Below are 25,918 nucleotides of genomic sequence, written 5' to 3' on the forward strand. Positions count from 1 at the left end.
CATGTTCTTTAACTTTCTGTTTTGGAAAATGAAATTCCAGAATCTGCGAGTTTCTGACACAGCGAAATCATCGCCTTTTCAAGCTCTTCTGCGTCGATCGACCGCAGTACCAGTTCGCACCTGAGGCCGTCTGCAACGAACTTTGGGTAGCTGCCCATCGCCACATCGGGGAATTCGGCTTGATGCGCGGCGAACATGTCGGCGATGTCGCCTTCCGGTGCGGCGACGACGATGCTTTCGGACAGCATCCTGGCTCCCGTCCGAAGATACTGCAGGGCGTCGTCGAGCATCACCTGCATGATCTCAGGGACCCCGGCCATCACCGTGACGTTGTCCAGCTGGAAGCCGGGGGCGATGGAAATGCTGTTGCGGATAAGACGGGCCCCTTCGGGAATACGGGCCATGCGCAAACGCGACGGCGTCAATTCCAAACCACGGCGCTCGTAATAAGGCCGCATCAATGCCAGCGCGCGCTCGTCCACATCAATCGGGACGCCGAACGCTTTGGCGATGGCCGAGGCAGTGATGTCGTCATGCGTCGGACCAATCCCACCCGTTGTGAGGACGTACGTGTATGCGGCGCGCAGTGCGTTGACCGCGGCAACGATAGCTTCCTCCTCATCCGCGACGACACGCACCTCACACAATCTAATTCCGGAACGGGTCAGATGATCGGCGAGGTAACCTATGTTCCGGTCTTTCGTGCGCCCCGATAGGATCTCGTCGCCGATGACGAGCACTGCTGCCGTTACCTCATCCTTCGCCGTAGCCTGATCCGGATTAGCCTGTGTTTTGGTCATCTCATTCACACTCTCGTCGTCTTGCCCCCTGCTTCAATTTCCCGCCGCGGGCGAGGGCACATTGCCGGAAATTGCGTTCCGGCAGAAGCAGGCAATTTCTCCAGCGCTGTGATAGGGCTGCCCGTTCGTCGTCAAACCTCACCAGGCTAACACTCCATGCGATTTCCGAACCCTCTTGTCCGCGGACGCCTCATCAAGCGTTACAAACGCTTTCTTGCTGATGTCGAACTTGATAGCGGGGAACTCATTACGGCAAGCTGTCCCAACACCGGCGCCATGCTTGGCTTGTCCGCCCCTGGCACGTACATCTGGCTGTCAACTAATGACAACCCGAAACGGAAATACCGGTACACATGGGAGCTGGTTGAGAACGATCTCGGCTTTGGTCCGGTTCTTGTTGGGATCAACACAAGCCATCCGAACAAGCTTGTTGCCGACGCGATCGGTGATGGTCAGCTTGAAGCGCTTGGTGGATATGAGAGCCTCAAGCGGGAGCAGGCCTACGGGAAGGCGAGTCGCATTGACCTCCTGCTGGAGGATCCAGCGAAAGGCCGGGCTTATGTCGAAGTCAAGAACGTGCACTTGATGCGCGAACGCGGTCTGGCGGAATTCCCCGATTCAGTCACGCAACGTGGCCTCAAACATCTTGAGGAGCTCGGCGACATGGCTGAGGTTGGGCACCGCGCGGTGATGCTTTATCTGATCCAGCGCAGTGATGCTCGCCAAGTTCGTATGGCCGCGGATATTGATCCAGCTTATGCGAACGGGTTAGCGCGTGCTGTTAGCCGTGGTGTCGAAGCACTGGCTTACAAATGTGATCTATCCAGCGAAGAGATACGCGTGACGGATGCGGTCCCTGTTATCGTTTAGCTTTTGCGTCTCATGCGTTTTCATCCAGCGCGCGAGATTGGCTGTTGTCTTGCCTTTGCGCACATTGATTTGATGTGGGGGTGACCTGACAAATACGGTGTTATGCCCCCAAGTTACGGACACCAATCGATATGCCCACGGAAGGGCCCCACGAACCCACTCCGCTCCTGCGGATCAGGGAGGACACGCGATGCTAAGCCGCCGTACATTTAGTATAGCCGGATTGAGTACCGTTACCGCCGCCGTGTTTACGTTGGCGTCCAACCGAGAAGGTGCAGCGGAGAACTCTATGACAACGACATTTCCAATAACGAAAACGCCGGAAGAGTGGCGTGCCCAGCTCACCCCCGAGCAGTTTCGCGTGCTGCGCCAGCATGGCACGGAGCGCGCACGCTCTCACCCCTTCGACAAGAACTACGATGCAGGTACCTATTTGTGCGCAGGTTGCGATCAGCCGGTGTTCAGCTCTGACACCAAGTTTGACAGCCGCACCGGATGGCCCAGTTTCTGGAAACCGATTGAGGGCGCCATCGGCACCTCTACGGACCACAAGTTTTTCATGGTTCGCACCGAAGTCCATTGCAGCCGATGCGGCGGGCACCTCGGACACGTATTTGATGACGGCCCAGAGCCGACGGGCCTGCGTTATTGCATGAACGGCGTCGCGATGAAGTTCGTCCCTGAGGGGGGTGAGAAGCCGTAACTGTCTCGGAAAAGATTTTGTGTTGGCCGGATCGTCGGCTCCGGCCACTGCTCTAATTTTTCTAGATTGCATCGCCTTTTCGGAGATTTATCGATGCGTATGAGCCGCGGATTTTGGTTTAGCATTTCAGGCTTGGTTATTGCTGCCCTTGCCGCAGGTGTAGTCGGGCTCGGAGCTCAGGCGCCATCGCATGCCAAGACCGAGGGCTCCGTATCGAAAAATGCGAAGCTTGACGTCGCAACGTTCGGTTCAGGCTGCTTCTGGTGTACTGAAGCCGATTTTGACAAGGTCAAAGGCGTTGTGTCGACCATTTCCGGATATATGGGTGGCAAGACGCCCAACCCCACATACGAAAGTGTCTCGGCCGGTGGCACCGGCTACGTCGAAGTCTTGCAGGTGACATATGATCCGTCCCAGGTCTCCTACAAGACGCTACTCGATTACTACTGGCGGCATACCGATGTCGTCGATGGCGGCGGGCAGTTTTGCGATCGCGGCGATCAATACAAACCCGTCATCTTCGTTCACACGCCGGAGCAACGGCAGCTTGCCGAAGCGGGCAAGGCCGAACTGGAAAAGAGCGGTCGCTTTTCAAAACCGATTGCCGTTCAGATTGTCGCTGCGAGCACCTTCACGCCCGCCGAGGACTATCATCAGGACTATTATGAGAAGAACCCGCTGAAGTATCGCTACTATCGCTACAGTTGCGGCCGGGATGCACGCATCAAGCAGCTTTGGGGCAGCGGTGCGACTCATTGAGCCAAAGCACGAATAAAAAAGGGCCGGCGCGTCAATCATCGTCCGGCCCTCGAAATTTTGTGTGTCACGCTGTTGCGTGCATCTGATCCGTGATCGCGTGATCGGCCAGTTTGCCGGTCAGTTCGGCCAGATGATCAAATCGCGCCGAGTATGACCCGACGCCAGCGGTGGCCGACCGCAACTCAATAATCAGATCTTCCATCTCAGCTGCCGGGATGTGCGCTTCGAGAACATCCCAACCGGGCCAGCCTGGTCTTGCGTCATATCCTAAAATCTGCCCCCGTCGTTGTGGGATCATACCGTTGACTTTCGCGGTGGCCTCAGTCGGGACGGCGATCGACACAGCCATAATGGGCTCAAGCAAGACAGGCGAACACTTGGGCATGCCGTCAGCCATGGCGAGCCGCGCAGCTTGTCGAAATGCCATGTCCGATGAATCCACGGAGTGATACGATCCATCCTTCAGCGTCACCGAGATGTCGACCACGGGAAAGCCGAGCGGCCCGCGTTGCATGAAATCCTTCACACCGATTTCGACAGACGGAATGAACTGCTTGGGAACAGCGCCTCCGGTGATCTTTTCGTTGAACGAAAATCCGGTGCCACGCGGTTGTGGACTAATTTCAATCACGACATCACCGAACTGTCCGTGTCCGCCAGATTGCTTTTTGTGTCTTCCCCTGATCTCCGTGGGTTTACGCACCGTTTCCTTGTAAGCAATCTGGCGTTTGATGCGGTCGACGGCCACGGAGAATTTGCGCTCAAGGCGTTCGAGCGCGACCCTCAAGTGCATTTCTCCCTGACCTAACAGAACGATCTGATTTGTATCCCGCGAGTGCTCGACCTGCAGGGAAGGATCTTCCTCCATCAGCTTGCCGAGTGCGGTGGTCAATTTGACCTCATCCTTGCGATCTTTGAGACCCAGCCCCGTGCCATAGACAGGTTGGGGTGGTTCGGGAGCTTCGATCTGGACGACCGGCGTCTTGCTGGTTGTTACCGTTTCTCCCGTCGCCAATCCGTCGACTCGTCCCAGCCCGACAGTATCGCCAGCTGCTGCTGCGTCGCACTTCGTAGTGTCTTCACCCATTAATCTGAACAGGCCGGATATGCGCTCTTCCTGACCTTGCGCCCCTCGTAACACGGCGCCGTCAGTCAAGCTCCCGGTCAGCACCCGAGCAACCGACATCTTGCCACCGTGCGGGGAATGAACCGTCTTGAATATAAAGGCTGCAGAGTCGGTGTCGGCAACGCCAAGCCGTTGGGCGGTCTTCGCTACAGCAGGCACCTCATGGCGGAGAGCTTTGAGCAACCTGTTGATGCCATTGCCGTGCTCGGCACTTCCCAACAACACAGGACAGATAACGCCCTTCCGCAAATCTTCGGAAAGGTCATCAAAAACCCTGTCACGCGAAGGCTCCACATCCGAGAGAAGTTGCTCCAAGAGTTCGTCGTCGTAATCGGCGAGCTGCTCGAGCATCTGGTAGCGTGCTTCGGACTCGCGGTCCTTCAGTCCGGTCGGAAGTTCGATAATCTCAGACGTATCTTGTTCGCGATAAACATACGCACGTTCGGATGCGAGATCGACGAACCCCGTGGCTACGCCATTTTCCCAGATCGGGATCTGACGCAGCACAAGCGGCTTCACGCTTGCAGGTTGCAACATTGGGATGATGTCGCGAACCGGAGTCATGAAGCTGTCGATCTTGTTCAAAAACAGGAAATGGGGAATTCCCCGATCATCCAGTTGCTTGAGGATAAGTTGTAGGGCCGGCAGTCGCTTAGTATCCGGCTCGCACACGACGATCGCGGCATCGCAGATCGTCAGAGCCAATGAAGACTCGTGTTGGAATTCAATTGAGCCGGGGCAATCTATAAACGTGAACTGATCATCAAGGTATGTCGTGTCTGCAATGTTGGCTGACACACTCATGCCGTGCGCCCGTGCCTCCGGGCTAGCGTCACCGATGCTGTTGGGATCTGAAGTTTTGCGTTGACGCGGCACAGCGCCTGTGCGGGCTAAAATTGCTTCTAGCAATGTCGTCTTACCGCAGAGATAAGGTCCGACAATCGCAACACAGCGCGTGCCGTTACCTCGTCTGCCGCCCGTTTCAGAGCCGTTGGATTGGTCCATGTGCTCCTCCCGATCTGGTTGTTGTCCCCTAATCTGAGGACGTGCCCAGGCATGCGAGTGCGCTGCCGCACCCCGCGCCTGGAAGGAGCGCGGCCACGAGCATGTTCGCGCCGTCTCCGCAACGACGCAAGCATCAGTTGTCAGCAATGTACTCGCAGGGAGCAGCTAAGCTGCTGTTTTTCACGTATTATTTATATTTTTCAACCGCATAGACTCATAGCTTAAGGCAGACCATTAGCTCTCTGCCGGCGGCGACTATTGTATTGCAGTGCAAATTACTTTTCTCGCTGCGCCGCAACACTAAAAATAAACCAAAAAGATCTTGACCCTGAGCACCTATGCACATGATATTTTCAACATTGGTTGGTAGGAATCGGTAGACCCGCCGCAACGAACGAAGCGGGTCGCGCGTTGGGTGAGGCAGAACACGGCGAGGAGAGATCGATGGGAATAAAATCCCTTATGTCCGCCGCGCACGCCGCCGGTTTTGCCATGGCGTCGTCCGAGGACCTCCTAAAGTCCAGTTCTAAATCTCTTAGCGAGATCGGGCGGGACGACGAGCCACAACGCCCTGTTTATACTTATGTCCCGGTTTTGGAACGGGAAGTGGCTGCTCTTCCAGCGCCGCGTCCGCGTGCAATTTACCCGATACCCGCTGGACGCGCACTCGTACCGGTTGCTCCGAAAGCAACCGACACGTATGAGCGTTGGCGCCATTATTGGCTCGGCTGGCTCAGTGGTCGTGCCGTAGCCTGAAGCGCGTTACGTCTTCATCGAGATCTGTCGCGAGCCAATCGAATACCTCTCGGTAATTTTCCATAATCCAGAAATGCCCTGCCCCGACGATTTCGGTGAGCTTTGCGTTGGGTATTGCCGACGCTAGGCGGCGGGCGGGACCTAGAGGAATATTGTGGTCTTCAAGACCGAGCCACAAATGTGTTTCGGCCGTCACCCTGGATAAGTCGACATTCCAATTTCGGCCAAACAACATCATATCGATGACAGGCCCTTCAACGCTGCGAAGGAGGCCCGCGCGCATAATTTCGGCGAGGGCTTTCTTATTCTCGCGTTCGCGAAGGATCTGTCTGTCAGCGTAACCTGCTCTTGCAGCCACCGTAGTAATGGCCAAGTCTTGGCTGGCGGACAGGAGCATGCGAAACGTCGCGAACGTAAGCCGCATTCCGCCGGGCATTCTAGGCCACGCAGTAAAAGCGAACCTGTGAAATGGCCCAATGGGCCCATGGAACGGCCGCGGCAGGATTGGTCCGACCGGGCCGATCAGAGCGAGTTTGTCAACGCGCGCACCCAACGCGGCAGCAACCGTAGCTGCGAACGGTCCACCTCCCGAAATGCCGACGATTGAGAAACGCGCGAGACCCAAGCGGTTTGTGACCTCGCAGATGTCATTGGCGAACTCTGCGAGGGAAGGCTGTAGGAGAGGTTTGGCGGTGAGCCCGTACCCCCAACGATCGGGACAGTAGAGCTTTAGACCTAGCTCGTTGGCCGCTTTACTCGCGAGACGGAATTTCAACCGCGACCCGGGCGTGCCGTGCAGGGCAAGCACGGGCTGCCCGTTTGACGCGCCGTACCAACGCAGGCCGAATTGCCTTCCGTCGGAAAGAGGGATTGAAAAGTCCGTATCCTCTTTGACCATGCCCGGATCCATTTGACGCGGACCTTAATATTTGTTGGTGCCTTGGGATTGTCTGATTGACCGTTTAGCCACCGAAATGCAGGTTTAATCGGGTTTTTCGGCCCGCTGGTCCGACGGGGAGTTCCTTATGCTGCGTTTGTCCGTTGCCGTGTTCGCGATCACCGTTGGTGTAGGCGTCGCTGCGGCTCAAAACCACGATATCATCAAGGCACGCCAATCGGCGTTCAAGGCCATGTCCGACGCTGCAAAGCCGACGATCGCGATGATGAAGGGGGAGCGACCCTACGAACAAGCGGCCATCGACAAAGCGCTGGCGACGATGGCTGAAAAAGCAGCCGTTCTCCGCAATATGTTTCCTGAGGACTCCAAGACGGGCGAAAAAACAGAAGCTCTACCGGTTATTTGGGAGAACAAGGAAGACTTCGTCGGTCGCTTTGGCAAGCTGGCCGAGACCGCAAAGGCGGGGCAAGCCAGCATAACCGACGAATTTGTTTTCATGGACGAGTGGCCAAAGGTTATGGGCAATTGCAGCGGTTGCCATAAAAAATACCGCAAGGATGACTGAGACGGTCGTCGCACTATCGGTCACAACACTTCTTTAGGGTGTGCCCGATAGGTCGATACGATCCGGCGCTCGCGGCGGAAAAAATTTGGCGAATGCATAGTTCATCGTAGCAGGGAAGCAATCACCGTGACCCAATCTCAAGGCGTTGCCATTATTAGCGACGATACAGTCCTTAAGGGCCGGATCGCGCACTGCAAGCTGCTTGAAGTTCATGGCTATGTTGAAGGCGAAGTCGCCGCCGAGCGCCTGATCATACATCCTGGCGGTCGAGTTTTCGGAACGATCAGGGTCGATAACGCAGAAATCAACGGTACGCTTCAGGGAAACGTCGCGGTCAAACATCTAATCGGGATCGGGGCTACTGGCTCCGTGAACGGGCAAGTGCAGTACGGCCGCATTTCACTGGCGTCGGGTGCGGAACTCTCAGCTGATCTTCGCAACGTGCCGCCGGAAATTTCCGGCGATCTTGACCTCGTCGTGCGGCGCGGTCGCACCGTGAGGATCACGACCATGGATCTGACTGCGGTCGATCCGGACGACAGTGCGCACAACCTCAGCTTTTTGGTTTCAAATCCGATCAACGGCTTCGTCGCGTTGAACCATGGCCAACGCGTTCCCGTGGAGACATTCACGCAAGCAGATCTCGAGAACGGCCATGTGATGTTCGCGCACGATGGCAACGCCGCGGAAACCGCGAGTTTTGATGTCATCGTTTCGGATAGCGCGGGCGCAACGTCAGGTGCAGCCAAGACGGTAACAGTCGCCGTCATCGCCGCCTGATAATGTTCTCATATCAGGCGTTCTTTTAAAAATGCCGGAGCCCCGACGTGGTGCTCCGGCATTTCTTTTATTCTTACTTCAGGTTCGCGCAGAAGCGTTGAATCCGTTCGCAAGCATCCTGCAGCGCCTCAGTCGACGTGGCGTAAGAGATGCGGAAAGCAGGAGATCCCTCAAACGCCGCACCATGGACGCAGGCGACACCCTCGGCTTCCAACAGAGACGTCACGAAGTCCTCGTCGGTCTCGATCTTCTTGCCGTTGGATGTCGTCTTGCCGATGAGGCCGGCGCAGGACGGATAAACGTAGAATGCCCCCTCCGGCTTGAAGCACGAAATACCGGTTGCCTGATTGAGCATCGATACGACGAGGTCCCGGCGCTCAACAAAGATCTTGTTGTTCTCTGCGATGAAGTCCTGGGGCCCGTTCAACGCTTCGACACCGGCCCATTGCGTGATGGAGCATGGGTTCGACGTCGACTGCGATTGAAGTTTGCGCATGGCGTTGATCAGCGGCTCAGGGCCACCGGCATAGCCCAAACGCCAGCCCGTCATAGCGTAAGCTTTCGAGAGGCCGTTCATCGTCAATGTCCGGTCAAAAAGCCCCGGCTCCACCTCAGCCGGCGTCGCGAACACATTACCGTCATAGATCAAGTGCTCGTACATATCGTCCGTAAGCACCCAAACATGGTCATGCCGCATCAGAACATCGGTGAGCTTCTTGATGTCTGCTGCAGAATACGCCGCGCCAGTCGGATTGGAAGGCGAGTTGAACAAGAACCACTTGGTCTTGGGTGTGATCGCGGCCTCAAGAACCTCTGGCTGCAGCCGGAAACCATGCTCCATCTTGGTTGGTACGAAGACAGGCTTGCCGCCCGCGAGCATGACGATATCCGCGTAAGACACCCAGCATGGCGCTGGAATCACAACTTCGTCACCCGGATTCAACGTCGCTAGAAGGGCGTTATAGAGAACCTGCTTACCGCCCGTCCCCACTGAGATCTGGCTCGGCTTGTAGTCGAGTTTGTTGTCGCGCTTAAATTTCGCGATGATGGCCTGCTTGAGTTCGGGAATGCCATCGACGTCAGTATATTTTGTTTTACCTTCAGCGAGCGCTTTGACAGCGGCTTGCTTGATATTTTCAGGTGTATCGAAGTCCGGTTCGCCTGCCGAAAGCGAGATGATATCCCGTCCCTCGGCCTTGAGCTGACGCGCCTTTGTTGCGACGGCGATCGTGGCGGAGGGCTGGATGCGGTTGAGGCTATCGGCAATGAAGCCCATCAGACTAAGCCTTTCTTTCAAATGTAGGCGTGATTAACTGGCCGGCAGCGGGGATCATCCGCACGCTGCCGCCGAACAGCTGCTCTATGTAGGGCGCTTTCTGGCGGCGCGCAGGCTAATGTCGGTTTGCTTATGGGGCAAGCAAACATCTTGCCCTTCCCATTGGTCTTTTGGACTATTCGCGCGGCTCTTCGCCTCCAACCCCCATCTGATGCGCAGCGACAACATCAGCGAAGAGTCCGTTACTCCTCCACCGCTGTATATGGCTCGGCCACAATCTTGGCTCAGCCTCCGCTCAAATTGCGTTCTCATAACGCTGAACTCGGCTATGCTCGTGCGCAGTGATAGGAGGCGCTTCTGAAGAAATTTGCGGGAATTCCGAAGCACTTTGCCCGGATTGGGGCGGATATTGCCGTCGGTCTCGGGTTGTTTTGCCTTATCGTCAGTCTTGTGGGGGCCGAACCGGGCCCCGCCGTTCCACAATTCAGCGATCTCATCGCAATTAGTGCCAATGCCTCGGAAATCGGGAAGGTTCCCGATCAGGCGCAAGCGGCGGCCAAAGCTGCGGAAGTGGTTAAGGTGGCCTTACCGGTCACGCAGTCAAAGGCTTCCAGCCTGCTTCTGTTTGTCGACCAGCGCACCGCTATGTGGATGCTCGCGGCCATATTTTCCGGCATCTTTGCGTTTAATCTGACGTTTCTGCGATACCTCAGGCGTCAGCACGCACCGGTTCGGATACATCGCCGTCGGCTCAGATAACAGCTTAGCGAATGGCCGGGGCCTTAGACTCCGGCCAAGTTGCCCCTATATTTAGGGCTCAGTGAGCAATAGAAGCAGGAGTAGACGCACATGCGAGATGCGAATGCGCGCTTTACAAGCAGGCCCGTGGCCATTGGCTTGGGGGCGTTTTCGGCTCTACTTGCCACTGGCCTCCTATTTTTCTCGACCAGTGAGACGATGCTGAAAGCGCAGTTCGTAACCGCTTTTGATTCTTATTCAGCACCGACCCCGACCGGAACCTCCAAAACCGGTGGGCCTTCCCTGGCTTCGCTGCCGTTCGCGGCTGGCGAAGATTTCTGGCTTGGCAGTTCGTCTCCTGGCGCAGGTCTTAGCGACCACGTACGCCCGGCTTCCTGGTCCGGGTCCGTTGCGGTCGGGGACGAAATCTCACTCTCCGGCAACAGTGGCCGTCGTGTTTTCGAGATTGTCGCCATCACGGAACTGCCTGTAGAGGGCCTGACGCGTGTCCTCCACGGCGGTTCCAACGATCGAATGATTTTGGTCACTGCTCGTGAAAAAGGCAGCAGCAAAGGTCAGATCATTCGGTTTGTGATTGATCGCGACGATGCCAACGTGTTTGGGGACAAGCTCGCTTCGCCGCATTCCCTTTAAACACTCTGCCTCCTGACAGATCCTGCTTCGCAGACCTCTCCTTGTAGCGTTGCGGGATTGCCATAGCGCTCTCTCTAAGGCTATGGCGAGGTATGCTCGCGCGATGGACGGCGGTGGTCTGCCCGTGCCAATCTCCAGCCGCGCAAATATTTCCATCCAGGCTGGAGTTGTTCATGCGGCTCAATCCCCCAACCGTCGTCATCTTTTTGATTTCGTTCATCCTGGCCGTGCTGGCCCTGATAACGAAGATGGGGTTTGTCGCGGTTCCCCGATACCTACCTCATCAGGAGTACTGGCTGGCGATGACGGCGTATCTCGTGCTGATGGTAGGCAACCTTGTTCGCGGCCTCTAAACGAGGTGCGTCTCAGGTTCTCAAGCCTTCATGTGAAAGATCAAACTTTGTAGCGAAGGCCCGCTTAAGGGCCGCCGCATTGTGATGCCAATTCGACTGTTGGGTCCCTCACCAAGCAATCTGCTTCTTGTCGCGGAAGAACCCACCTGTTGGTCCGCTGTCGTCCAGCGTTGCAAGCCAGACTGCCGTCTCTGCGCCCTCTTCAGGTGATCTCGTCGCTTCTGGGCCGCCCATATCGGTCTTCACCCATCCGGGGCACATCGCATTGACCTTTATGTCGCCATGGCCAAGATCGCTTGCCAATGTCCGGGTCAGCGTGTTCAGGGCGGCCTTCGACATACGGTAAGCAGGATAGCCGCCGCCCATTTCGGAGAGTTGACCAAGCCCTGAGGAAAGGTTGACGATCCGCCCGTACCCAATCTCCTTCATCGTCGGCAGAACTGCCTGGATCATCAGCAACGGTCCAAAGATGTTGGTGGTGAAGGTCTGCTGCACGATCGAGAGCGGAACATTCTCGACAGTGGGAGCCCCTGAACTCGGTCCATCTATCAAGATACCAGCGTTGTTCACCAGAATATCGATCCGGCCAAACAGATCCTTGGCATTCGCCACACCCGTAACGATGCTCTGAGGGTCGTCAACATCGAGTTGAACGACTGCCGGCTCCAGGCCTTCACTCGCGAGCTGCTCAGCGGCCCGCTTGCCCTTGTCGAGTTCACGCGAAGCAATGATCGGCATCACGCCCAATCGTCCCAACTGACGGACGATCTCAAGGCCGATGCCCCGGTTTGCCCCGGTGACAAGCGCGACGCGCGTTTCTGCCATTTCAGGCCTCCTAGCTCGCCTAAAAATTCTTTCAACACGAAGACCTTAGACGGACGGTCCCCTTGCAGGAAGTGTAGGTCGCGAATTTTTTGCACGGGCTTAACAGGTTGCATCTGCTTTTGGCATTATCGCTTGCTCGAACGGGGAGCGTGGCAACTCACTGTCATCTAGGCCCTTTGCTCGCGACACCGGACGCGCCATATTGCGGGCATGTCGCCAACTTCCAAGAATCCCTCATCGGTCAAACCGAAGAAGCCGCGTGCCGCACGTAGCAAATCCGGAAAACCGACACCTCCGCCTTCCGAGACAGCCGCGCGCACGCCTGGGCTCGGCGAAGCTCCGCAGGCTCCATTTGATAGCGGTGTGCTCCCGGCCTTGAGGGCTCAGGCGCTGCAGCCCACGAGCGGAACAGGCAGTTTAACGGCTTATCTAGACGCCTTGCTTGCCAAGCCGCATGAGCGCTCAGCAAGTGCACGGGAACTGCTGAAGCAGCAACCGATGATGGCCGCGCATCCGATCGTCGCAGGATCCGAAATCGACTTCGTGCCGCATCGTCCGCCGCGGCCGGAGAAAAGCGAAGGCGGCATCCGTTTTGAGATCGTCTCGGAATACGAACCGAAAGGCGATCAGCCACAGGCGATCACAGATTTGGTGGCCGGGATAGATGCCCACGAGCGCGACCAGGTTCTGCTGGGCGTTACCGGCTCGGGCAAGACGTTCACGATGGCTCAGGTCATCGCGCGAACGCAACGGCCCGCTTTAATCCTGGCGCCGAACAAAACTCTCGCGGCGCAGCTCTATGGCGAGTTCAAATCGTTCTTCCCAGACAATGCCGTCGAGTACTTCGTCTCGTACTATGACTACTATCAGCCGGAGGCCTACGTCCCCCGCACCGACACGTATATCGAGAAGGAAAGCTCGATCAACGAACAGATCGACCGGATGCGGCACGCCGCAACGCGTGCGCTGCTCGAACGCGATGACGTTATCATCGTTGCATCGGTGTCTTGCATTTACGGTATCGGTTCGGTCGAGACGTATACGGCGATGACCTTTGCCATAAAGGTCGGGGAACAGCTCTCTCGAGATCAGTTGCTCGCAGATTTGGTCGCCTTGCACTACAAGCGCAATGACACTGCCTTTCAGCGCGGCACGTTCCGCGTACGCGGCGACACCATCGAACTCTTTCCGGCTCACTTGGAGGATCGCGCCTGGCGCATCTCTATGTTCGGCGACGAGATTGAGTCTATTACCGAGTTTGATCCTCTTACTGGGACCAAATCCGACGACCTTGAACTCGTGAAGGTCTACGCGAATTCACACTACGTGACTCCCCGCCCGACTCTCCAGCAGGCGATCAAAGCCATTAAGTCCGAATTGAAAGGACGGCTCGACGAGTTGCATGCCGCCGGCAAATATCTCGAAGCCCAGCGCATCGAACAGCGTACGCTGTTCGATATGGAGATGATGGAGGCGACGGGTTCCTGCGCCGGCATTGAGAACTATTCCCGCTATCTGACGGGCCGCCGCCCTGGCGATCCACCACCGACGCTGTTCGAATACCTTCCGGACAATGCCCTTGTCTTCGTTGACGAAAGCCACGTAACGATCCCGCAGATCGGCGGCATGTTCCGCGGCGACTTCCGACGTAAAGCAACGCTGGCCGAGTACGGTTTCCGCTTGCCGTCTTGTATGGATAACCGCCCTCTCCGTTTCGAGGAATGGAATGCCATGCGTCCGCAGACCGTGTCGGTTTCGGCAACTCCCGGCGGTTGGGAATTGGAACAGTCTGGCGGCGTATTTGCGGAACAGGTTATCCGGCCGACAGGGCTGATCGACCCGCCCATCGATGTGCGGCCCGCGAAGTCACAGGTGGACGATCTTCTCGATGAAGTGCGCCAGATTTCCCAGAAAGGCTACCGTGCGTTGGTCACGACGCTGACAAAGCGCATGGCCGAGGACCTCACCGAATACATGCACGAAGCGGGAGTCCGCGTGCGCTACATGCACTCGGACATCGACACTTTGGAGCGGATCGAGATTATTCGCGATTTGCGTCTTGGTGCATTTGACGTGCTGATCGGCATCAACCTGCTGCGCGAGGGCCTCGACATCCCCGAATGCGCGCTCGTTGCTATTCTCGATGCTGACAAGGAAGGTTTCCTACGCTCAGAAACTTCACTCATTCAGACAATCGGCCGTGCGGCGCGTAATGTCGACGGACGCGTGATCCTCTATGCCGATCATGTGACGGGCTCGATGGACCGGGCGATCGCAGAGACGAATCGGCGCCGGGAAAAACAGCTCGCCTACAACGCTGAGCATGGCATCACACCGCAAAGCGTCAGAAAGAACATCGCGGACGTTCTGGCCTCAGTGTACGAACAGGATCACGTCACAGTTGATACCGGGCTGGCCGATGCACCGGTCGCCCACGGACACAATCTTGCGCGCGTTATCGAGGACATGGAAGCGCGTATGCGTACGGCAGCTGCAGATCTGGAATTCGAGGAAGCCGCGCGACTACGTGATGAGATTAAGCGGTTGCGCGATACCGAACTTGCTATTGCCGACGACCCGCTGGCGCGGCAAGCCCAGGTGGAGGACCGGGCCGGACGCTATGAGGGCGACCGCAAATATGGTGCAAAAGCCAATCTTCCTGCCACCGAAAAAAGCCGCATCCGCAAACCCTCCCTTGACGACATGGGTCCGGGTACGGACATGCCCGTACCACGCCGCGATGCCAAAGTTGATCCACGGACAAAAGCTGGTGCGTTCGGAGAGCGCATTTCGGGGGCGCACAAGCCGACTCTCGACGAGATGGGCCCTCACGCCATGCTCTCCGTGCCAACCGGAAAAACGAAACCCGTGAAGCCTGTGAAGACGACGGAATTTGATGATCCGTCTGAAAAGAAACAACGGCGCGGCCGACCGAGGAAGACCGGGCGGCCTGGCGCGTAACGCTTCAGCTGCCTCTCTGTAAACCACACTTTGGAACTTCGCGTGCGGCGGCGCGGTTGGAGATTTAAATTAATTGAATTCAATTTGCGTCCGTGACGGCGGTCGCACATTTCGTACAGTTATTGATTATCCTTGGATCCGCCGGAAGCTGACCTCGCACATTTGTCGTTCAGTCCGAGGGCTCATTCATGCCCGTCGTTGCGTTTCTGATTGTGTTTGCGCTCACATTTTGCGCGGCATTACTCGGCCTGTTTTTGGCGACTGTTCTGCCCAAACATCACATGACTGAAGAGTCTCAGCGGGCCATTCATTCGTTTCTTGAATTGAACGGTCTGCTCGCAGCGGTCGTGCTCGGATTTCTCGTATTCTCGGCAAAAACCTCGTTCGATACGAAGGACACGGAATGGCGACATGCTTCGGCGGAGGTCATTCTCCTCGATCGATTGATGTCTCATTATGGCCCCGAAACCCGTGATTTGCGCGCCCTGTTGCGGAAGGCCGTTGCAAGCAAACTCGCCCAGTTCGAAAAAAGCCGGAAACCCACTGAATTGGTGGTAGGGATCGACCAGGTTCAATTGCAACTCAGCAGCCTTGTGCCGACCACGGATGCACAATCCTGGCTCAAAAGCAGAGCGCTCGACGTAACAAATGAGATCGCGCAGACACGCTGGTTTCTACTCGACGACGTCGACAGCACCATGCCAATCCCCTTCTTGGCGCTTCTCATCTTGTGGCTCGCCATAATATTTTTCGGCAATGCTCTCTTCGCCCCGCGGAATACCACCGTGCTTTCCATCATCGCGCTGTGCGCTGTTGTGTTAGCCGGCTCCGTGTTCCTGATTATGGAAATGGACGAATCTCAGGGCGGCTTGATTTCGATTTCAAGTGCGCCATTGCACGAAGCGCTCACCGAACTGACCCCGGGACAGGCCCACTAAAATCAAACGCTAAAAGTCAACACGAGGGCAGATCTTTCCGTTGTCGTTAGAATCTTGCCTTAGCATAAGTTTTGCGCCGCGCGCCTGCACACAACTCCCAGGGGTTGCACGAGTTCTATCTTTGCTAGCTATAAGGGCGTTAGGCACAATCGAATAGAGCTGAGGTAAGAATCCAATTTGGTGAGATCTTTCAGATCGATAGCCTCAGCTCGCACTCTCCGTAAAATCAGTGTGACCCGCAGGACCTCGTCAATTGGCTCAGAAACCTTATTATTCCGCGCCGAAACCGGGAGCGGAGATCAGAATGAAACTTTCGACGTCTGGACTGATTGGCGGCGTCTTGATGTCGGCGTCAATCGCATTGCTCGGCTTCGCGCAGCAGGCTACGGCTAATCCATTGAACGGATATGTCGGCACTTGGAGCGGCTCGGGTTCGGTCAAACTCGATAGCGGCAAAAGCGAGCGGATCGATTGCCGCGCGTATTACACCTCGCGTCAGGAGGGAACAGACCTCAACGTGGCCATCCGGTGCGCCAATCCTTCGAACAAGATCGAAATGCGTGCCGGCTTGACCTATTCCGGCGGCGCCGTTTCCGGGACCTGGGAAGAGCGGACGTTCAATGCGACTGGCGCTGTGACTGGAACAGCAAACCCTGCATCAATCAAGTTATCAATCAACGGCGCCATTACGGGATCCATGTCGGTCTCCCTCAGCAACAACCAGCAAAACGTCTCGATCTCGACTGCTGGATCCGGCTCGGGGCTTAGCGCCGTCAAGATCAACTTGAAGCGTCAAGGCGGTTAATCCGCCGTAGAACGCCGCTGTGATTGGCAATATCGGTGCCACAGGGCCACATGAACTCTGCCGTCGGGCAGAAGGTCCCCTGGAACCCCTCCCTGTCCGGAATCCGTTATGTTATTTTCATTCTTCGTTGCCATGTTTGGCATGCGGCGTGTTGTGCCCGCGACCCTAGACCCTGGAGAGCTTCCGATGTCATTTGGAAACCGCTTCGCCCTGATGTGCGCGGGCCTATTAGTAAGTGTCGTGTCAGCCCTGCCACAGAGCGCAGAAGCCGGCCGGATCGGGCGCCTTCCCGAGGACCTCAGCAAAGGCTACGTCGTGGCCGAAAGCAACTTCGGCAACGGCACCGTCTCAGGCCCCGTGCGCCTCACGCGGCTCGGCCCGCAAGTGCGGCTCCCCGGAGGCACCTGGGAATACTGCCGCCGCAGTTGCTCCGAGACGCTCCGCGTCGAGACTGTCGACTTCTGGGAAGGCCGAGCCAACGGCGAGCAGGGGCTGTCGCAGGAGTGCGGTTTGCTTTGCCTCCAGTTTAGAGGTCGTTACTGAGCCGTAGGGCACCGGATCTGTGATCCGGTGCTATGCACGCCTTGCACAGGGCCCCGCCACTCCCGGGGCCTATAGTGCTCCCGTTCAGGTCAGGAACGGATTCGCGTTGCGTTCGAGGCCGATTGTACTGCCCGGACCATGACCGCAAATGAACGCGAAGTTGTCTCCGAGCGGCAGCAGCTTCGTTTTAATCGCTGAAATCAGCGCATCGTGGTCGCCATAGGGAAAATCCGTTCGGCCAATTGATCCCCTGAACAGGACATCGCCAAATAGCCCGAACTTATGGGGCTGGTTGATAAACACGACAGAACCTGGCGAATGTCCGGGGCAGTGCATGATATCGAAGTTATGCCCTGCTACGGTGACCTGGTCCCCTTCCGACAGCCATCGATCAGGTGTGACATTACGGGCCGAAAAGCCGTACTCGCGTCCCTGCGATTCCAGCCCCTGAAGCAGGAAGTCATCGGCCCGGTGGGGACCTTCGATCTTCACACCCAGCTTTTCGCGAAGCTCGTCTGCGCCGCCAGCATGGTCAATATGACCGTGGGTCAGCAAAATTTTTTCTGGCTTCATGCCCACTTCTGCGATCGCGTCTTCAATACGGTCGATGTCGCCACCAGGGTCCACGACGGCGCCGACACCGGTTGCCTCATCCCAAATCAGCGAGCAATTCTGCTGAAATGGCGTGACCTGCAGAATTGCGGCTTTAAGCGATGGCTTCGTATCTGTCATCTTGGCTGGGCCTTTCGGGCTGAGTTTCGGCGCGCCCTTCCTAAAGCATTTTGCCGATAAGAACAAAAAAACGGGGCCTTTCGGACCCCGTTTTGAGTAGTCTCAGGTGCTGCGATCAGCGCGATCAGGCTGCGGCATGTTCGTCGTCAGGATCTCTCAGCACGTAACCACGTCCCCAGACGGTTTCGATGTAGTGCTGACCGCCGGTTGCCGTCTGCAGTTTCTTGCGCAGTTTGCAAATGAAGACGTCAATGATCTTCAGTTCGGGCTCGTCCATGCCACCATAAAGGTGGTTGAGGAACATTTCCTTGGTCAGCGTGGTCCCCTTGCGCAAGGAGAGCAGCTCCAGCATCTGATATTCTTTGCCCGTCAAATGCACGCGTTGGCTGTTCACCTCTACAGTCTTCGTGTCGAGGTTAACCTTGAGGCTTCCCGTCTCGATAACGGACTGCGCATGACCCTTCGACCGCCGGACGATGGCGTGGATACGCGCCACGAGCTCATCTTTATGGAAGGGCTTCGTCATGTAGTCGTCAGCGCCAAAGCCGAGGCCCCGAACCTTGTCTTCGATGCCGGCCAGGCCGGACAAGATCAGGATCGGCGTCGAAACCTTGCTTACACGCAGAGCTTTCAAGACTTCGTAACCCGACATGTCTGGAAGATTGATGTCGAGAAGGATGATGTCGTAGTCGTACAACTTGCCGAGGTCTGCTCCCTCCTCGCCAAGATCCGTCGTATAGACGTTGAAACCTTCAGACTGCAGCATCAGCTGAATGCTTTGCGCAGTCGCACTGTCGTCTTCGATCAGAAGCACCCGCATTTTATTTCCTCTCTTCTCCGGCCGCCGCCAGCGCCGCAGTTCAATTAATGCAGAGCACGCAAACTTCGATCTCTAGCTAAATCCTCTTTAGGACGTTAAGCATTAGAAGTTTAACAATTCCTAATTTTGTCTTGAGGCTGCCCGTCGAACTCTCGACAATTTGCTCACAAGACATCAACGAATCTCCAAAACACCTGTGACCTTGCCTTCTTCGCGCAATACTCCAGCGCCCGCTGAATCACCGCTCCGCAGACACGAAGTGAAGACCACCGGTTTCTTGCAGGTACACAGGGAACTCTAATTCGGGCTGGCAGGTCGGGCGGATACACTCCGCCTATGGACGGCTCAAATCCAAGCTTCACACCATTCGGCGCAATGCCGGACCTTTCGATTCGGCCGCTGACTACCCCACAACGCGCACTATCAACAGTTAGCATTATTCGCGACCGGCCCCTAGACCGCAGATTCATATTTCTGAGTCTCGGGACGTTCCCAGTTAATTAGATCCGTCAAGCGTTGTTTTAGCGCAACGTTAAATAGCATGTGCTACACATCATATTGTACGCTAGCGCGCCGATCTCATATTGACGTTTTCCCGCTATAGTAGCAGGTTAACAGATTGTGTGGAGACTTCAGTCGAGCTTTATCTCGACTGGCATGTTTTTTGATTGTCGAAGCTGGCGAATGGTCGAAAGAGTTAGGGGTATCGAACCATGAAGTCACGTGATGCTGCGCTTCGCCTGAAGCGTTTTGAGGCTGATGAAAAGGCCCGTAAGGTTGTCGATCTTCAGCATATGATTGCAGAATTTGAGCGCATGGCGGGCGATCTCGACCGCCAGATCCGCGCCGAAGAAGAACGTACCGGTGTCAAGGACACGGCACATTATGCCTACTCCACGTTTGCGAAGTCGGCTTCTCTTCGTCGTGACAACTTAAATTCATCGGCTAACGAGTTGCGCATCAAGCTTGAATCAGCTCAGCGCGAGCGCGACGAAGCCATGGAACAACTCACGCGCGTTTCATCTGGCGAGAGCCAGGTTGGCCTGCGTGAGCCACAGCGTCCCGAACGCCATTCAGGAATGGCGGCACGCTGATCCCAATCAGCGCGCCTTTCCTACATTTAACATAGTTATGCAGTCAAACGCGTGGGTGCCGGGCCACTTGGCCTTGCGCCCCACGTTTTTTTTATGACATTGAAACAACGTTCTCTCCGGCGGGAGACAGCTCTTAGCTCCTCGTTTTTTAAACGGTCAGGTAACGATCGGCATGACGGGATCTACCCGAGGTTTGTTCGCATGCATAAGCCTTTGCGTTGCGCTCACCGGCTGCGCCGGAAACGGGCCGGTTGACACGTCGGTGTTAACGTCTGGGACCACGGGCGCACTTTCAGCCATTCCCAATGCAGCGAGTGCCCTTGCCAAAGGGATGAAGCAACCAACCGGTTCGCCGACCGAGATTTACACACGCATTGCCCGTGGTGTCCTAACCTGCTGGCTCGGCGGCTACGGCCCGTTACGTACTCAGTACCTGTTCCAAGCCGAGGCACGGCCGGAACACCAGGGCGGGGGAAGTAAGATTTTGATTCACGAGCGCATCAAAGATGCTCCCAATCAGCCCGGGCGGGTTGCCTTTGAGATCCAGATTGAGCCAATCGGTGAGACAGCGACAGTATCCGCCAACAATAAGCAGCTACCAGCAAGTATTGGCGACAACCTCAGTCAGGATGTTTACCGATGGGCCGCTGATGAAGAGGGATGCGTCGAAGGCGGGGTGAAGGCGGGGTGGGGCGCAACAGCTGCAGCCGGGCAGGACAAAGCACCCAAGTCGAAAAATAAACGCAAATAGAGCAGCCCGCCTCAATCGCAGCCAAGAGCGGAGCGCCCTGGGGACGCACCGCTCTGGGGGCTAGGGGAGGGGGGATTACTAGCCCGGGGGATCAGTCGCGGTAGTCTTGCACGCGGGTGGCGCGCAGACCCGGCAAGCCATGCCGGTCAATCGAGCGTTGCCAGGAGAGGAACTCGTCGACCGTCAACTTGTAGCGGTCACACGCCTCTTCAATGCTGAGCAGACCACCACGCACAGCGGCAACAACTTCCGCTTTGCGACGGATGACCCAACGCTTGGTGTCCTTTGGAGGAAGATCGGCAACCGTCAGAGGGCTACCGTCGGGTCCGATTACGTAGCGCACGCGGGCGCGCATCTGTTGTTCTGTCATGGTACTGGTTACTCTGTACTCGTTACACTTTTTATGACGCCTAAAATCCTTATAGCCGATCTCGATTAAGTTCCGACTAAAGCCTTATGTAAAAATAGCATAAACAGCCGTCCCTTTAGTATTCGCCCGACCATTAACCTTGACGTAGAAATCCTAAACAAATGACCCTAAGTAGTTATCGGCGCCGATATCCTTGGACATTTGGCACAATAACTCTTGTTGCGAGCTGCGGCTGCCTGCCTCTTGAATTGCGTGCGCTCGCAAACCTAAATTGCTTCCCAGCCGCGATGCGGGCATAGTGAGCGCCGCGCGCAACTGCGAGTGCGCGGAACTTGTCCGCGATTTTCAACTATGTGTCCGTGACTTGAGTCACTGGATTCAGTCCTCATCTTATCAATGAAGTGTTAATGACCGCAAATTCAACCGTCTCCACTTCTGATCGTCCCAGCTTAAACGTTGGGGAACGTCGCCGCGTGGTGGTTGCCATGTCTGGCGGCGTCGATTCATCGGTTGTTGCGGCGCTGCTTACACAAGCGGGCCATGAGGTTATCGGTATTACACTTCAGCTTTACGATCACGGCGCTGCTGTGGGGCGCAAGGGTGCGTGCTGTGCCGGTCAGGATATTCAGGACGCGCGCAATGTCGCGTCCCGGCTTGGCATTCCGCACTACGTTCTCGATTATGAAGATCGATTTGCCGCCACGGTCATCGCTTCGTTCGCGGACAGCTACGTTGCCGGCGAAACCCCGATCCCCTGTGTCAATTGCAACAGCCAGATCAAGTTCCGCGATCTGCTAGATACGGCACGCGAACTCGGTGCCGACGCCCTTGCCACCGGGCATTATATCCGACGCCGGGAAGGGCCGGCCGGCCCCGAACTCGCCCGTGCGCGCGACGCCGAGCGCGACCAGAGCTATTTTCTGTTTACGACCACCCGGGAGCAACTGGCGCAGCTTTGGTTCCCACTAGGGGACCTGCCAAAATCAGATGTGCGCACTCTGGCCCGTGATCTTGATCTGCCGGTCGCCGACAAGCCTGACAGCCAGGACATCTGCTTCGTCCCAAGCGGCCGGTACTCAGACATCATTGAACGGCTTAAGCCAGAAGCCATGACACCGGGCGATATCGTGCACGTGGACGGCCGCCGGGTGGGGCAGCACCAGGGCATTGTCCACTACACCGTGGGCCAGCGCCGCGGTCTTGGCGTCGCATTCGGGGAGCCACTCTTTGTCATCCGGCTAGATGCTGGGCGAAATGAGGTTATTGTCGGTCCGCGTTCGTACCTTGATACCCGACGCATAGTCCTGCGTAACGTCAACTGGATCGGCGACGGTATTCTGGAAGAGGCTGCTCGCGAGGGCTTGACCATCCATGCGCGGGTGCGTTCAACGCAACAGCCCCAGCCGGCCGTGCTGTCCGCCGATAATAATGGAGAGGTTTCTGTTGTACTGACCGATCCAGCAGGCGGTATCGCAACGGGGCAAGCCTGCGTCTTTTACTCCGATGCCGGTAATGATGCGCGGATTCTGGGCGGCGGCTGGATCTCTGCGACAAAATCCGCCAACGACGACGTGCCGCTGGCACGGCCAGCCTGAGCCTATAGCCGGGGCATTCGGTTCGCGTATTCTGGTAATTTCCAACGCCACAAATTGGATTGCGTGCATTCCGATGCGCACAGCCTCTTGCACGGGATGATCCAATCAGTTACATCCTCTCCGGCATTCTCGAGGTCCGGACAGCCATGCTGGACACTCAAGCGCCAGGGTTCCTGGATTTTCAGTTTGAAACGGGTAGTGGCGCGTTGCGTCACGCAATCCGGCGCTATGCATTGGCCGACAGGCTTTGGCGGAGTAGCTCAGCTGGTTAGAGCAGCGGAATCATAATCCGCGTGTCGGGGGTTCAAGTCCCTCCTCCGCTACCATCCAACACCCCAAATCTGGAAGTCATGGTCAGGCCGCCGCTTGGTGGCACGCGCCCGCATATCGCGGTTTTGCATCCTTTGCGGCCGCAATCGTCATCACATTATATATACGCATGAAGCCTGCCCGATTTCGCTGCCGCCTTTCCGGCAATGAATATCGATGCATTGACGAGCCGAATTCCCCCCGTTTCCTAATATGGAGCGTCTTCACTTTTAGCATCCTGCGCAGCGCGCCAGCAAGGCGGTCCGAGACTGGGAATGGTGTCATCTTCAGAGTTTCCTCCCCCTCGCCGAGAGCAAAGCACCCAAAGGCGTTCTTTCATTTTTTCTCAATCGTTGCAGCGTCAAATTTTTCTCGCCTTGAATAAATTCCGGACCCGAGCCAAAAGCCGGCTTACCTCTTTCGTATTGCATACTTTCTGACAACTCCCGAACTCAGGCTTTAAATGTGTTCGGTGACTGAGGTGCTATTTTTTCTTTGGGTCGCATGCACTTTTCGACAGAGATTCACGTTTCATTCTCATATTAACGGACTAACATCACTAAAACGTTCCCTCCCTATAGCGCGCAAGATTCGCGGAATTATTTTTCATATTCCCCATCGCTCCCAACCAAATGAACAAATCCATTCTGTGCACAGAAGGTAATTGTTCATTTCTTCAAAGTAATTTTTCTTCCGGGAAATGATACCGGCCGTTCCGTGCCGGCTATTTTGGGGTTGGGGGCCAATAATGAGTTCTATTCGAACGCTTACCATAGGTACCGTTCTGAAACTTCTTTTCGGAACGATGGTCATAATTGCAATCGCCACATTGGCAATTCCAATACACAATGACATCAACCAGCTGAGAGAGAGCCAGCGGGTGGTTAGAGTTGCAGAGGCCGGACAAGCCGTCTTCATAGCACTCCAAAACAATCGTATCCAACGCGGCCCGACGCGGGTCCGGCTCCAAGCCGAGGCACCGACTTCGGATAGCTATTTCGCAACGCTGAATGCGGCGCGCGCCAAAGTAAATCCGGCTGTCGCCGATATTCTGCGGCTTTGCGCAGAGATCGACTGCACCAACGGACAAACGGAAATCTTCACCGGCTTTCCAGGTAGCCTTGAAAGATTGGCAACCATGCAGAAGCGCTCGGATGCTGCTCTGAAGGTGGCGCTTTCCGAACGGCCGGCTGGCATTGCTCAGGAATTTAATACGGTCGCCACGGACGTTATCGATCGCCTTGAAAAGATGTCGATCGCACTGGCGACCGAGGTGCGCATGAGTGACGTGCAGATCGCGGAGCTTATGGCGGTGAAGCAGGCCGCCTGGCTCGCCCGCGACGGTGTCGGCCTTGGTCGCACGGCGCTGGCCGAAGCTCGCACCAAGCAGGCGTTGACGCCGGCACTTGACCGTAAAATCGCTGATCTGCGCGGCCGGGCTCTCGTCAATTGGTCTGTTGTTAAAGAGCTTATCTCGCGTCGCGGTGTGCCGGCTGAACTGAAGGCTGCCGTAGAGACGGCCGATACAGAGGTGTTCCAGAACTATTATGAAAGCGTCTGGAAGACTGCTTTCGAGGAGCTCTCCAACGGCGTTCCCACAACGATTTCGAACGACACCATGAATGCAACCAGCATCAAAGCACTTAACACTTTGACCGCTGTTGCTGACACGGCCATGCGGCTGACCCAGGAACACGCTGAACGTAAGTATGGGGAAGCTCAATACACATTGATGGTTCAAAGTGGCGTTCTCGTTTTTGTGCTCCTCCTTGGCGCCGCAGGTTTTGTGATCGTTCAACGCCGCATCACACATCCTTTGGGTCAGATGACAGACGCCATGCGCCGTCTGGCGGAAGGCGATCTGATGATCGAAGTTCCAGGTGCGGATCGCAAAGACGAAATCGGTGCGATGGCAGGTGCTGTCGAAATCTTCAAGGAGAGCGCCATCCAGCGGGCTCGCCTCGAGGAAGAAGGCCAACGCCTGCGGGCGCAGGCGGAAGCAGACAAGCGCAAAGCCATGTCGCAACTTGCCAAGGACTTCGACTCCAAGGTGAGCAGCCTAGTGGAATCCCTCGTCTCAGCTTCCAGCCAGCTGGAAACTACGGCAAACGAGATGTCCAACACGGCGAGATCAACCAGTGATCAGTCAAGCGTTCTCTCCGAATCCGCAAAGGAAACCGGCGCAAACGTTCAGGCTGTTGCGGCTGCGACGGAAGAACTTGCCTCCTCGGCGAGCGAGATCGGCATGCAAATCGGCCAGACGGCCAGGACCGCCCGCAAAGCCGTTGAAGATGTACGCATGACGGATAGCACGGTGCAGACGTTGTCTGCTGCGGTTGAAAAGATCGAGACTGTTGTCGCGCTCATCAATGACATTGCCGCACGGACCAACCTGCTCGCGTTGAACGCCACAATCGAGGCTGCTCGTGCAGGTGAAGCCGGTCGTGGTTTTGCTGTTGTGGCCAGCGAGGTGAAAGACCTTGCGAACCAAACGATCCGCGCGACTGATGAAATCGTCTCGCAGATCAGCGAGCTTCAACAAGCAACGACCGGTGCTGTGAGTGCAATCCGGGCCATCGGGGAGCGCATCGAACAGGTCGACGAGATCGCGAGCTCGATCGCGGCGGCCGCTGAGGAACAGCAGGCGGCGACATCCGAAATCGCGCGAAGCATCTCGCAGGCGGCGCAGGGCGCTGACCTCGTCGGCCGCAGCGTCGATACGGTTCGCGATGCCGCTGAGAGCACCGGCACCTCCTCGAGCGAGGTTCTTTCCTCGGCCAAGGAACTCGCAAAGAGCTCGCATGCACTGCAACGCGATATGCGGGACTTCATCTCCGGCCTGGAAGCTGCTTAAGCCTCTTTTTCGCTCTCTCTCTTACACACCAAACAGCA

Annotated in this window: 25 protein-coding genes and 1 tRNA gene; 18 read left to right on the plus strand and 8 right to left on the minus strand. The window is 56.5% G+C overall.

Annotated elements, in window-relative coordinates:
- Positions 1–8: 8 nt before the first annotated feature.
- The gene (locus K5845_RS10040; RefSeq protein WP_287958916.1) at positions 9–800 is read right to left on the minus strand and encodes a competence/damage-inducible protein A; all 792 of its coding nucleotides are present in this window, start codon (positions 798–800) and stop codon (positions 9–11) included.
- A gap of 156 nt (positions 801–956) precedes the next feature.
- Between K5845_RS10040 and sfsA the strand changes: the two genes are divergently transcribed.
- The 3 genes from sfsA (at position 957) to msrA (ending at position 3,132) form a co-directional block, all read left to right on the plus strand.
- On the plus strand, positions 957–1,670 hold the full coding sequence (gene sfsA, locus K5845_RS10045; protein ID WP_046479148.1) for a DNA/RNA nuclease SfsA: 714 nt from the start codon (positions 957–959) through the stop codon (positions 1,668–1,670).
- A 190-nt stretch (positions 1,671–1,860) separates the two neighbouring features.
- Positions 1,861–2,373 carry a peptide-methionine (R)-S-oxide reductase MsrB gene (gene msrB / locus K5845_RS10050; RefSeq protein WP_082101114.1) on the plus strand — a complete coding sequence of 171 codons (513 nt, stop codon included), beginning with the start codon at positions 1,861–1,863 and terminating at the stop codon, positions 2,371–2,373.
- 93 nt (positions 2,374–2,466) lie between these two features.
- Positions 2,467–3,132: a peptide-methionine (S)-S-oxide reductase MsrA gene (gene msrA, locus K5845_RS10055; RefSeq protein ID WP_046479150.1), complete on the plus strand. Its 666-nt coding sequence runs from the start codon at positions 2,467–2,469 to the stop codon at positions 3,130–3,132.
- A gap of 64 nt (positions 3,133–3,196) precedes the next feature.
- Here the strand turns inward: msrA and K5845_RS10060 are convergent, their stop codons facing one another.
- Entirely contained in the window at positions 3,197–5,263 is a 2,067-nt protein-coding gene (locus K5845_RS10060) for an elongation factor G (protein ID WP_287958917.1), read from the minus strand.
- Positions 5,264–5,707: 444 nt separating this feature from the next.
- Here K5845_RS10060 and K5845_RS10065 point away from each other — a divergent pair, with 444 nt between their 5' ends.
- Positions 5,708–6,019 carry a hypothetical protein gene (locus K5845_RS10065; protein ID WP_152025019.1) on the plus strand — a complete coding sequence of 104 codons (312 nt, stop codon included), beginning with the start codon at positions 5,708–5,710 and terminating at the stop codon, positions 6,017–6,019.
- Here the strand turns inward: K5845_RS10065 and K5845_RS10070 are convergent.
- The gene (locus K5845_RS10070) at positions 5,997–6,917 is read right to left on the minus strand and encodes an alpha/beta fold hydrolase (RefSeq protein WP_287958918.1); all 921 of its coding nucleotides are present in this window, start codon (positions 6,915–6,917) and stop codon (positions 5,997–5,999) included. The genes K5845_RS10065 and K5845_RS10070 overlap by 23 nt on opposite strands.
- Before the next feature lie 127 nt (positions 6,918–7,044).
- Between K5845_RS10070 and K5845_RS10075 the strand changes: the two genes are divergently transcribed.
- A complete protein-coding gene (locus K5845_RS10075) occupies positions 7,045–7,482 on the plus strand; it encodes a c-type cytochrome (RefSeq protein WP_046479154.1) in 438 nt (145 codons plus the stop codon).
- A gap of 126 nt (positions 7,483–7,608) precedes the next feature.
- The gene (locus K5845_RS10080) at positions 7,609–8,262 is read left to right on the plus strand and encodes a polymer-forming cytoskeletal protein (RefSeq protein WP_046479155.1); all 654 of its coding nucleotides are present in this window, start codon (positions 7,609–7,611) and stop codon (positions 8,260–8,262) included.
- 73 nt (positions 8,263–8,335) lie between these two features.
- Here K5845_RS10080 and K5845_RS10085 read toward each other — a convergent pair whose 3' ends face one another.
- The gene (locus K5845_RS10085; protein ID WP_046479156.1) at positions 8,336–9,538 is read right to left on the minus strand and encodes a pyridoxal phosphate-dependent aminotransferase; all 1,203 of its coding nucleotides are present in this window, start codon (positions 9,536–9,538) and stop codon (positions 8,336–8,338) included.
- A gap of 426 nt (positions 9,539–9,964) precedes the next feature.
- On the opposite strand from K5845_RS10085, the gene K5845_RS10090 reads away from it, so the two are divergent.
- From K5845_RS10090 to K5845_RS10100, 3 genes are all read left to right on the plus strand, one after another.
- Positions 9,965–10,297 (plus strand): hypothetical protein, encoded by a 333-nt coding sequence (locus K5845_RS10090; RefSeq protein WP_046479157.1) that lies wholly within the window; start codon positions 9,965–9,967, stop codon positions 10,295–10,297.
- A gap of 90 nt (positions 10,298–10,387) precedes the next feature.
- Positions 10,388–10,930, plus strand: coding sequence for a hypothetical protein (locus tag K5845_RS10095; protein WP_287958919.1), 543 nt, complete (start codon positions 10,388–10,390; stop codon positions 10,928–10,930).
- A 173-nt stretch (positions 10,931–11,103) separates the two neighbouring features.
- Positions 11,104–11,283: a hypothetical protein gene (locus K5845_RS10100; protein WP_076605417.1), complete on the plus strand. Its 180-nt coding sequence runs from the start codon at positions 11,104–11,106 to the stop codon at positions 11,281–11,283.
- A 108-nt stretch (positions 11,284–11,391) separates the two neighbouring features.
- On the opposite strand, the gene K5845_RS10105 is transcribed toward K5845_RS10100, so the two are convergent.
- Complete coding sequence (locus K5845_RS10105; protein ID WP_287958920.1) at positions 11,392–12,108, minus strand: SDR family oxidoreductase; 717 nt, start codon at positions 12,106–12,108, stop codon at positions 11,392–11,394.
- Positions 12,109–12,318: 210 nt separating this feature from the next.
- On the opposite strand from K5845_RS10105, the gene uvrB reads away from it, so the two are divergent.
- The 4 genes from uvrB (at position 12,319) to K5845_RS10125 (ending at position 17,355) form a co-directional block, all read left to right on the plus strand.
- Positions 12,319–15,069 carry an excinuclease ABC subunit UvrB gene (gene uvrB, locus K5845_RS10110; protein ID WP_287958921.1) on the plus strand — a complete coding sequence of 917 codons (2,751 nt, stop codon included), beginning with the start codon at positions 12,319–12,321 and terminating at the stop codon, positions 15,067–15,069.
- A gap of 188 nt (positions 15,070–15,257) precedes the next feature.
- Positions 15,258–16,007: a bestrophin-like domain gene (locus K5845_RS10115; RefSeq protein WP_046479162.1), complete on the plus strand. Its 750-nt coding sequence runs from the start codon at positions 15,258–15,260 to the stop codon at positions 16,005–16,007.
- Between the two features lie 304 nt (positions 16,008–16,311).
- Positions 16,312–16,812, plus strand: coding sequence for a hypothetical protein (locus K5845_RS10120; protein ID WP_046479163.1), 501 nt, complete (start codon positions 16,312–16,314; stop codon positions 16,810–16,812).
- 108 nt (positions 16,813–16,920) lie between these two features.
- Positions 16,921–17,355 carry a hypothetical protein gene (locus tag K5845_RS10125; protein WP_052743890.1) on the plus strand — a complete coding sequence of 145 codons (435 nt, stop codon included), beginning with the start codon at positions 16,921–16,923 and terminating at the stop codon, positions 17,353–17,355.
- Between the two features lie 84 nt (positions 17,356–17,439).
- Here the strand turns inward: K5845_RS10125 and K5845_RS10130 are convergent, their stop codons facing one another.
- Together K5845_RS10130 and ctrA are read right to left on the minus strand one after the other, a co-directional pair.
- Positions 17,440–18,087, minus strand: coding sequence for an MBL fold metallo-hydrolase (locus K5845_RS10130; protein WP_287958922.1), 648 nt, complete (start codon positions 18,085–18,087; stop codon positions 17,440–17,442).
- A gap of 124 nt (positions 18,088–18,211) precedes the next feature.
- Positions 18,212–18,907 carry a response regulator transcription factor CtrA gene (gene ctrA, locus K5845_RS10135; protein ID WP_046479165.1) on the minus strand — a complete coding sequence of 232 codons (696 nt, stop codon included), beginning with the start codon at positions 18,905–18,907 and terminating at the stop codon, positions 18,212–18,214.
- 713 nt (positions 18,908–19,620) lie between these two features.
- Between ctrA and K5845_RS10140 the strand changes: the two genes are divergently transcribed.
- The gene (locus tag K5845_RS10140; RefSeq protein WP_046479166.1) at positions 19,621–20,001 is read left to right on the plus strand and encodes a hypothetical protein; all 381 of its coding nucleotides are present in this window, start codon (positions 19,621–19,623) and stop codon (positions 19,999–20,001) included.
- A gap of 172 nt (positions 20,002–20,173) precedes the next feature.
- The gene (locus K5845_RS10145; protein ID WP_152025020.1) at positions 20,174–20,752 is read left to right on the plus strand and encodes a hypothetical protein; all 579 of its coding nucleotides are present in this window, start codon (positions 20,174–20,176) and stop codon (positions 20,750–20,752) included.
- Between the two features lie 91 nt (positions 20,753–20,843).
- Here K5845_RS10145 and sciP read toward each other — a convergent pair whose 3' ends face one another.
- Positions 20,844–21,122: a CtrA inhibitor SciP gene (sciP, locus tag K5845_RS10150; RefSeq protein ID WP_046479168.1), complete on the minus strand. Its 279-nt coding sequence runs from the start codon at positions 21,120–21,122 to the stop codon at positions 20,844–20,846.
- A 407-nt stretch (positions 21,123–21,529) separates the two neighbouring features.
- Here sciP and mnmA point away from each other — a divergent pair, with 407 nt between their 5' ends.
- From mnmA to K5845_RS10165, 3 genes are all read left to right on the plus strand, one after another.
- Positions 21,530–22,717: a tRNA 2-thiouridine(34) synthase MnmA gene (mnmA, locus tag K5845_RS10155; RefSeq protein ID WP_046479169.1), complete on the plus strand. Its 1,188-nt coding sequence runs from the start codon at positions 21,530–21,532 to the stop codon at positions 22,715–22,717.
- 249 nt (positions 22,718–22,966) lie between these two features.
- A tRNA-Met gene (locus tag K5845_RS10160) sits at positions 22,967–23,043 on the plus strand.
- 731 nt (positions 23,044–23,774) lie between these two features.
- Positions 23,775–25,880, plus strand: coding sequence for a methyl-accepting chemotaxis protein (locus K5845_RS10165; protein ID WP_082101113.1), 2,106 nt, complete (start codon positions 23,775–23,777; stop codon positions 25,878–25,880).
- The last annotated feature ends 38 nt before the right edge of the window (positions 25,881–25,918 follow it).

Source organism: Filomicrobium sp., from assembly GCF_025698805.1.
GTDB classification, from domain to species: domain Bacteria; phylum Pseudomonadota; class Alphaproteobacteria; order Rhizobiales; family Hyphomicrobiaceae; genus Filomicrobium; species Filomicrobium insigne.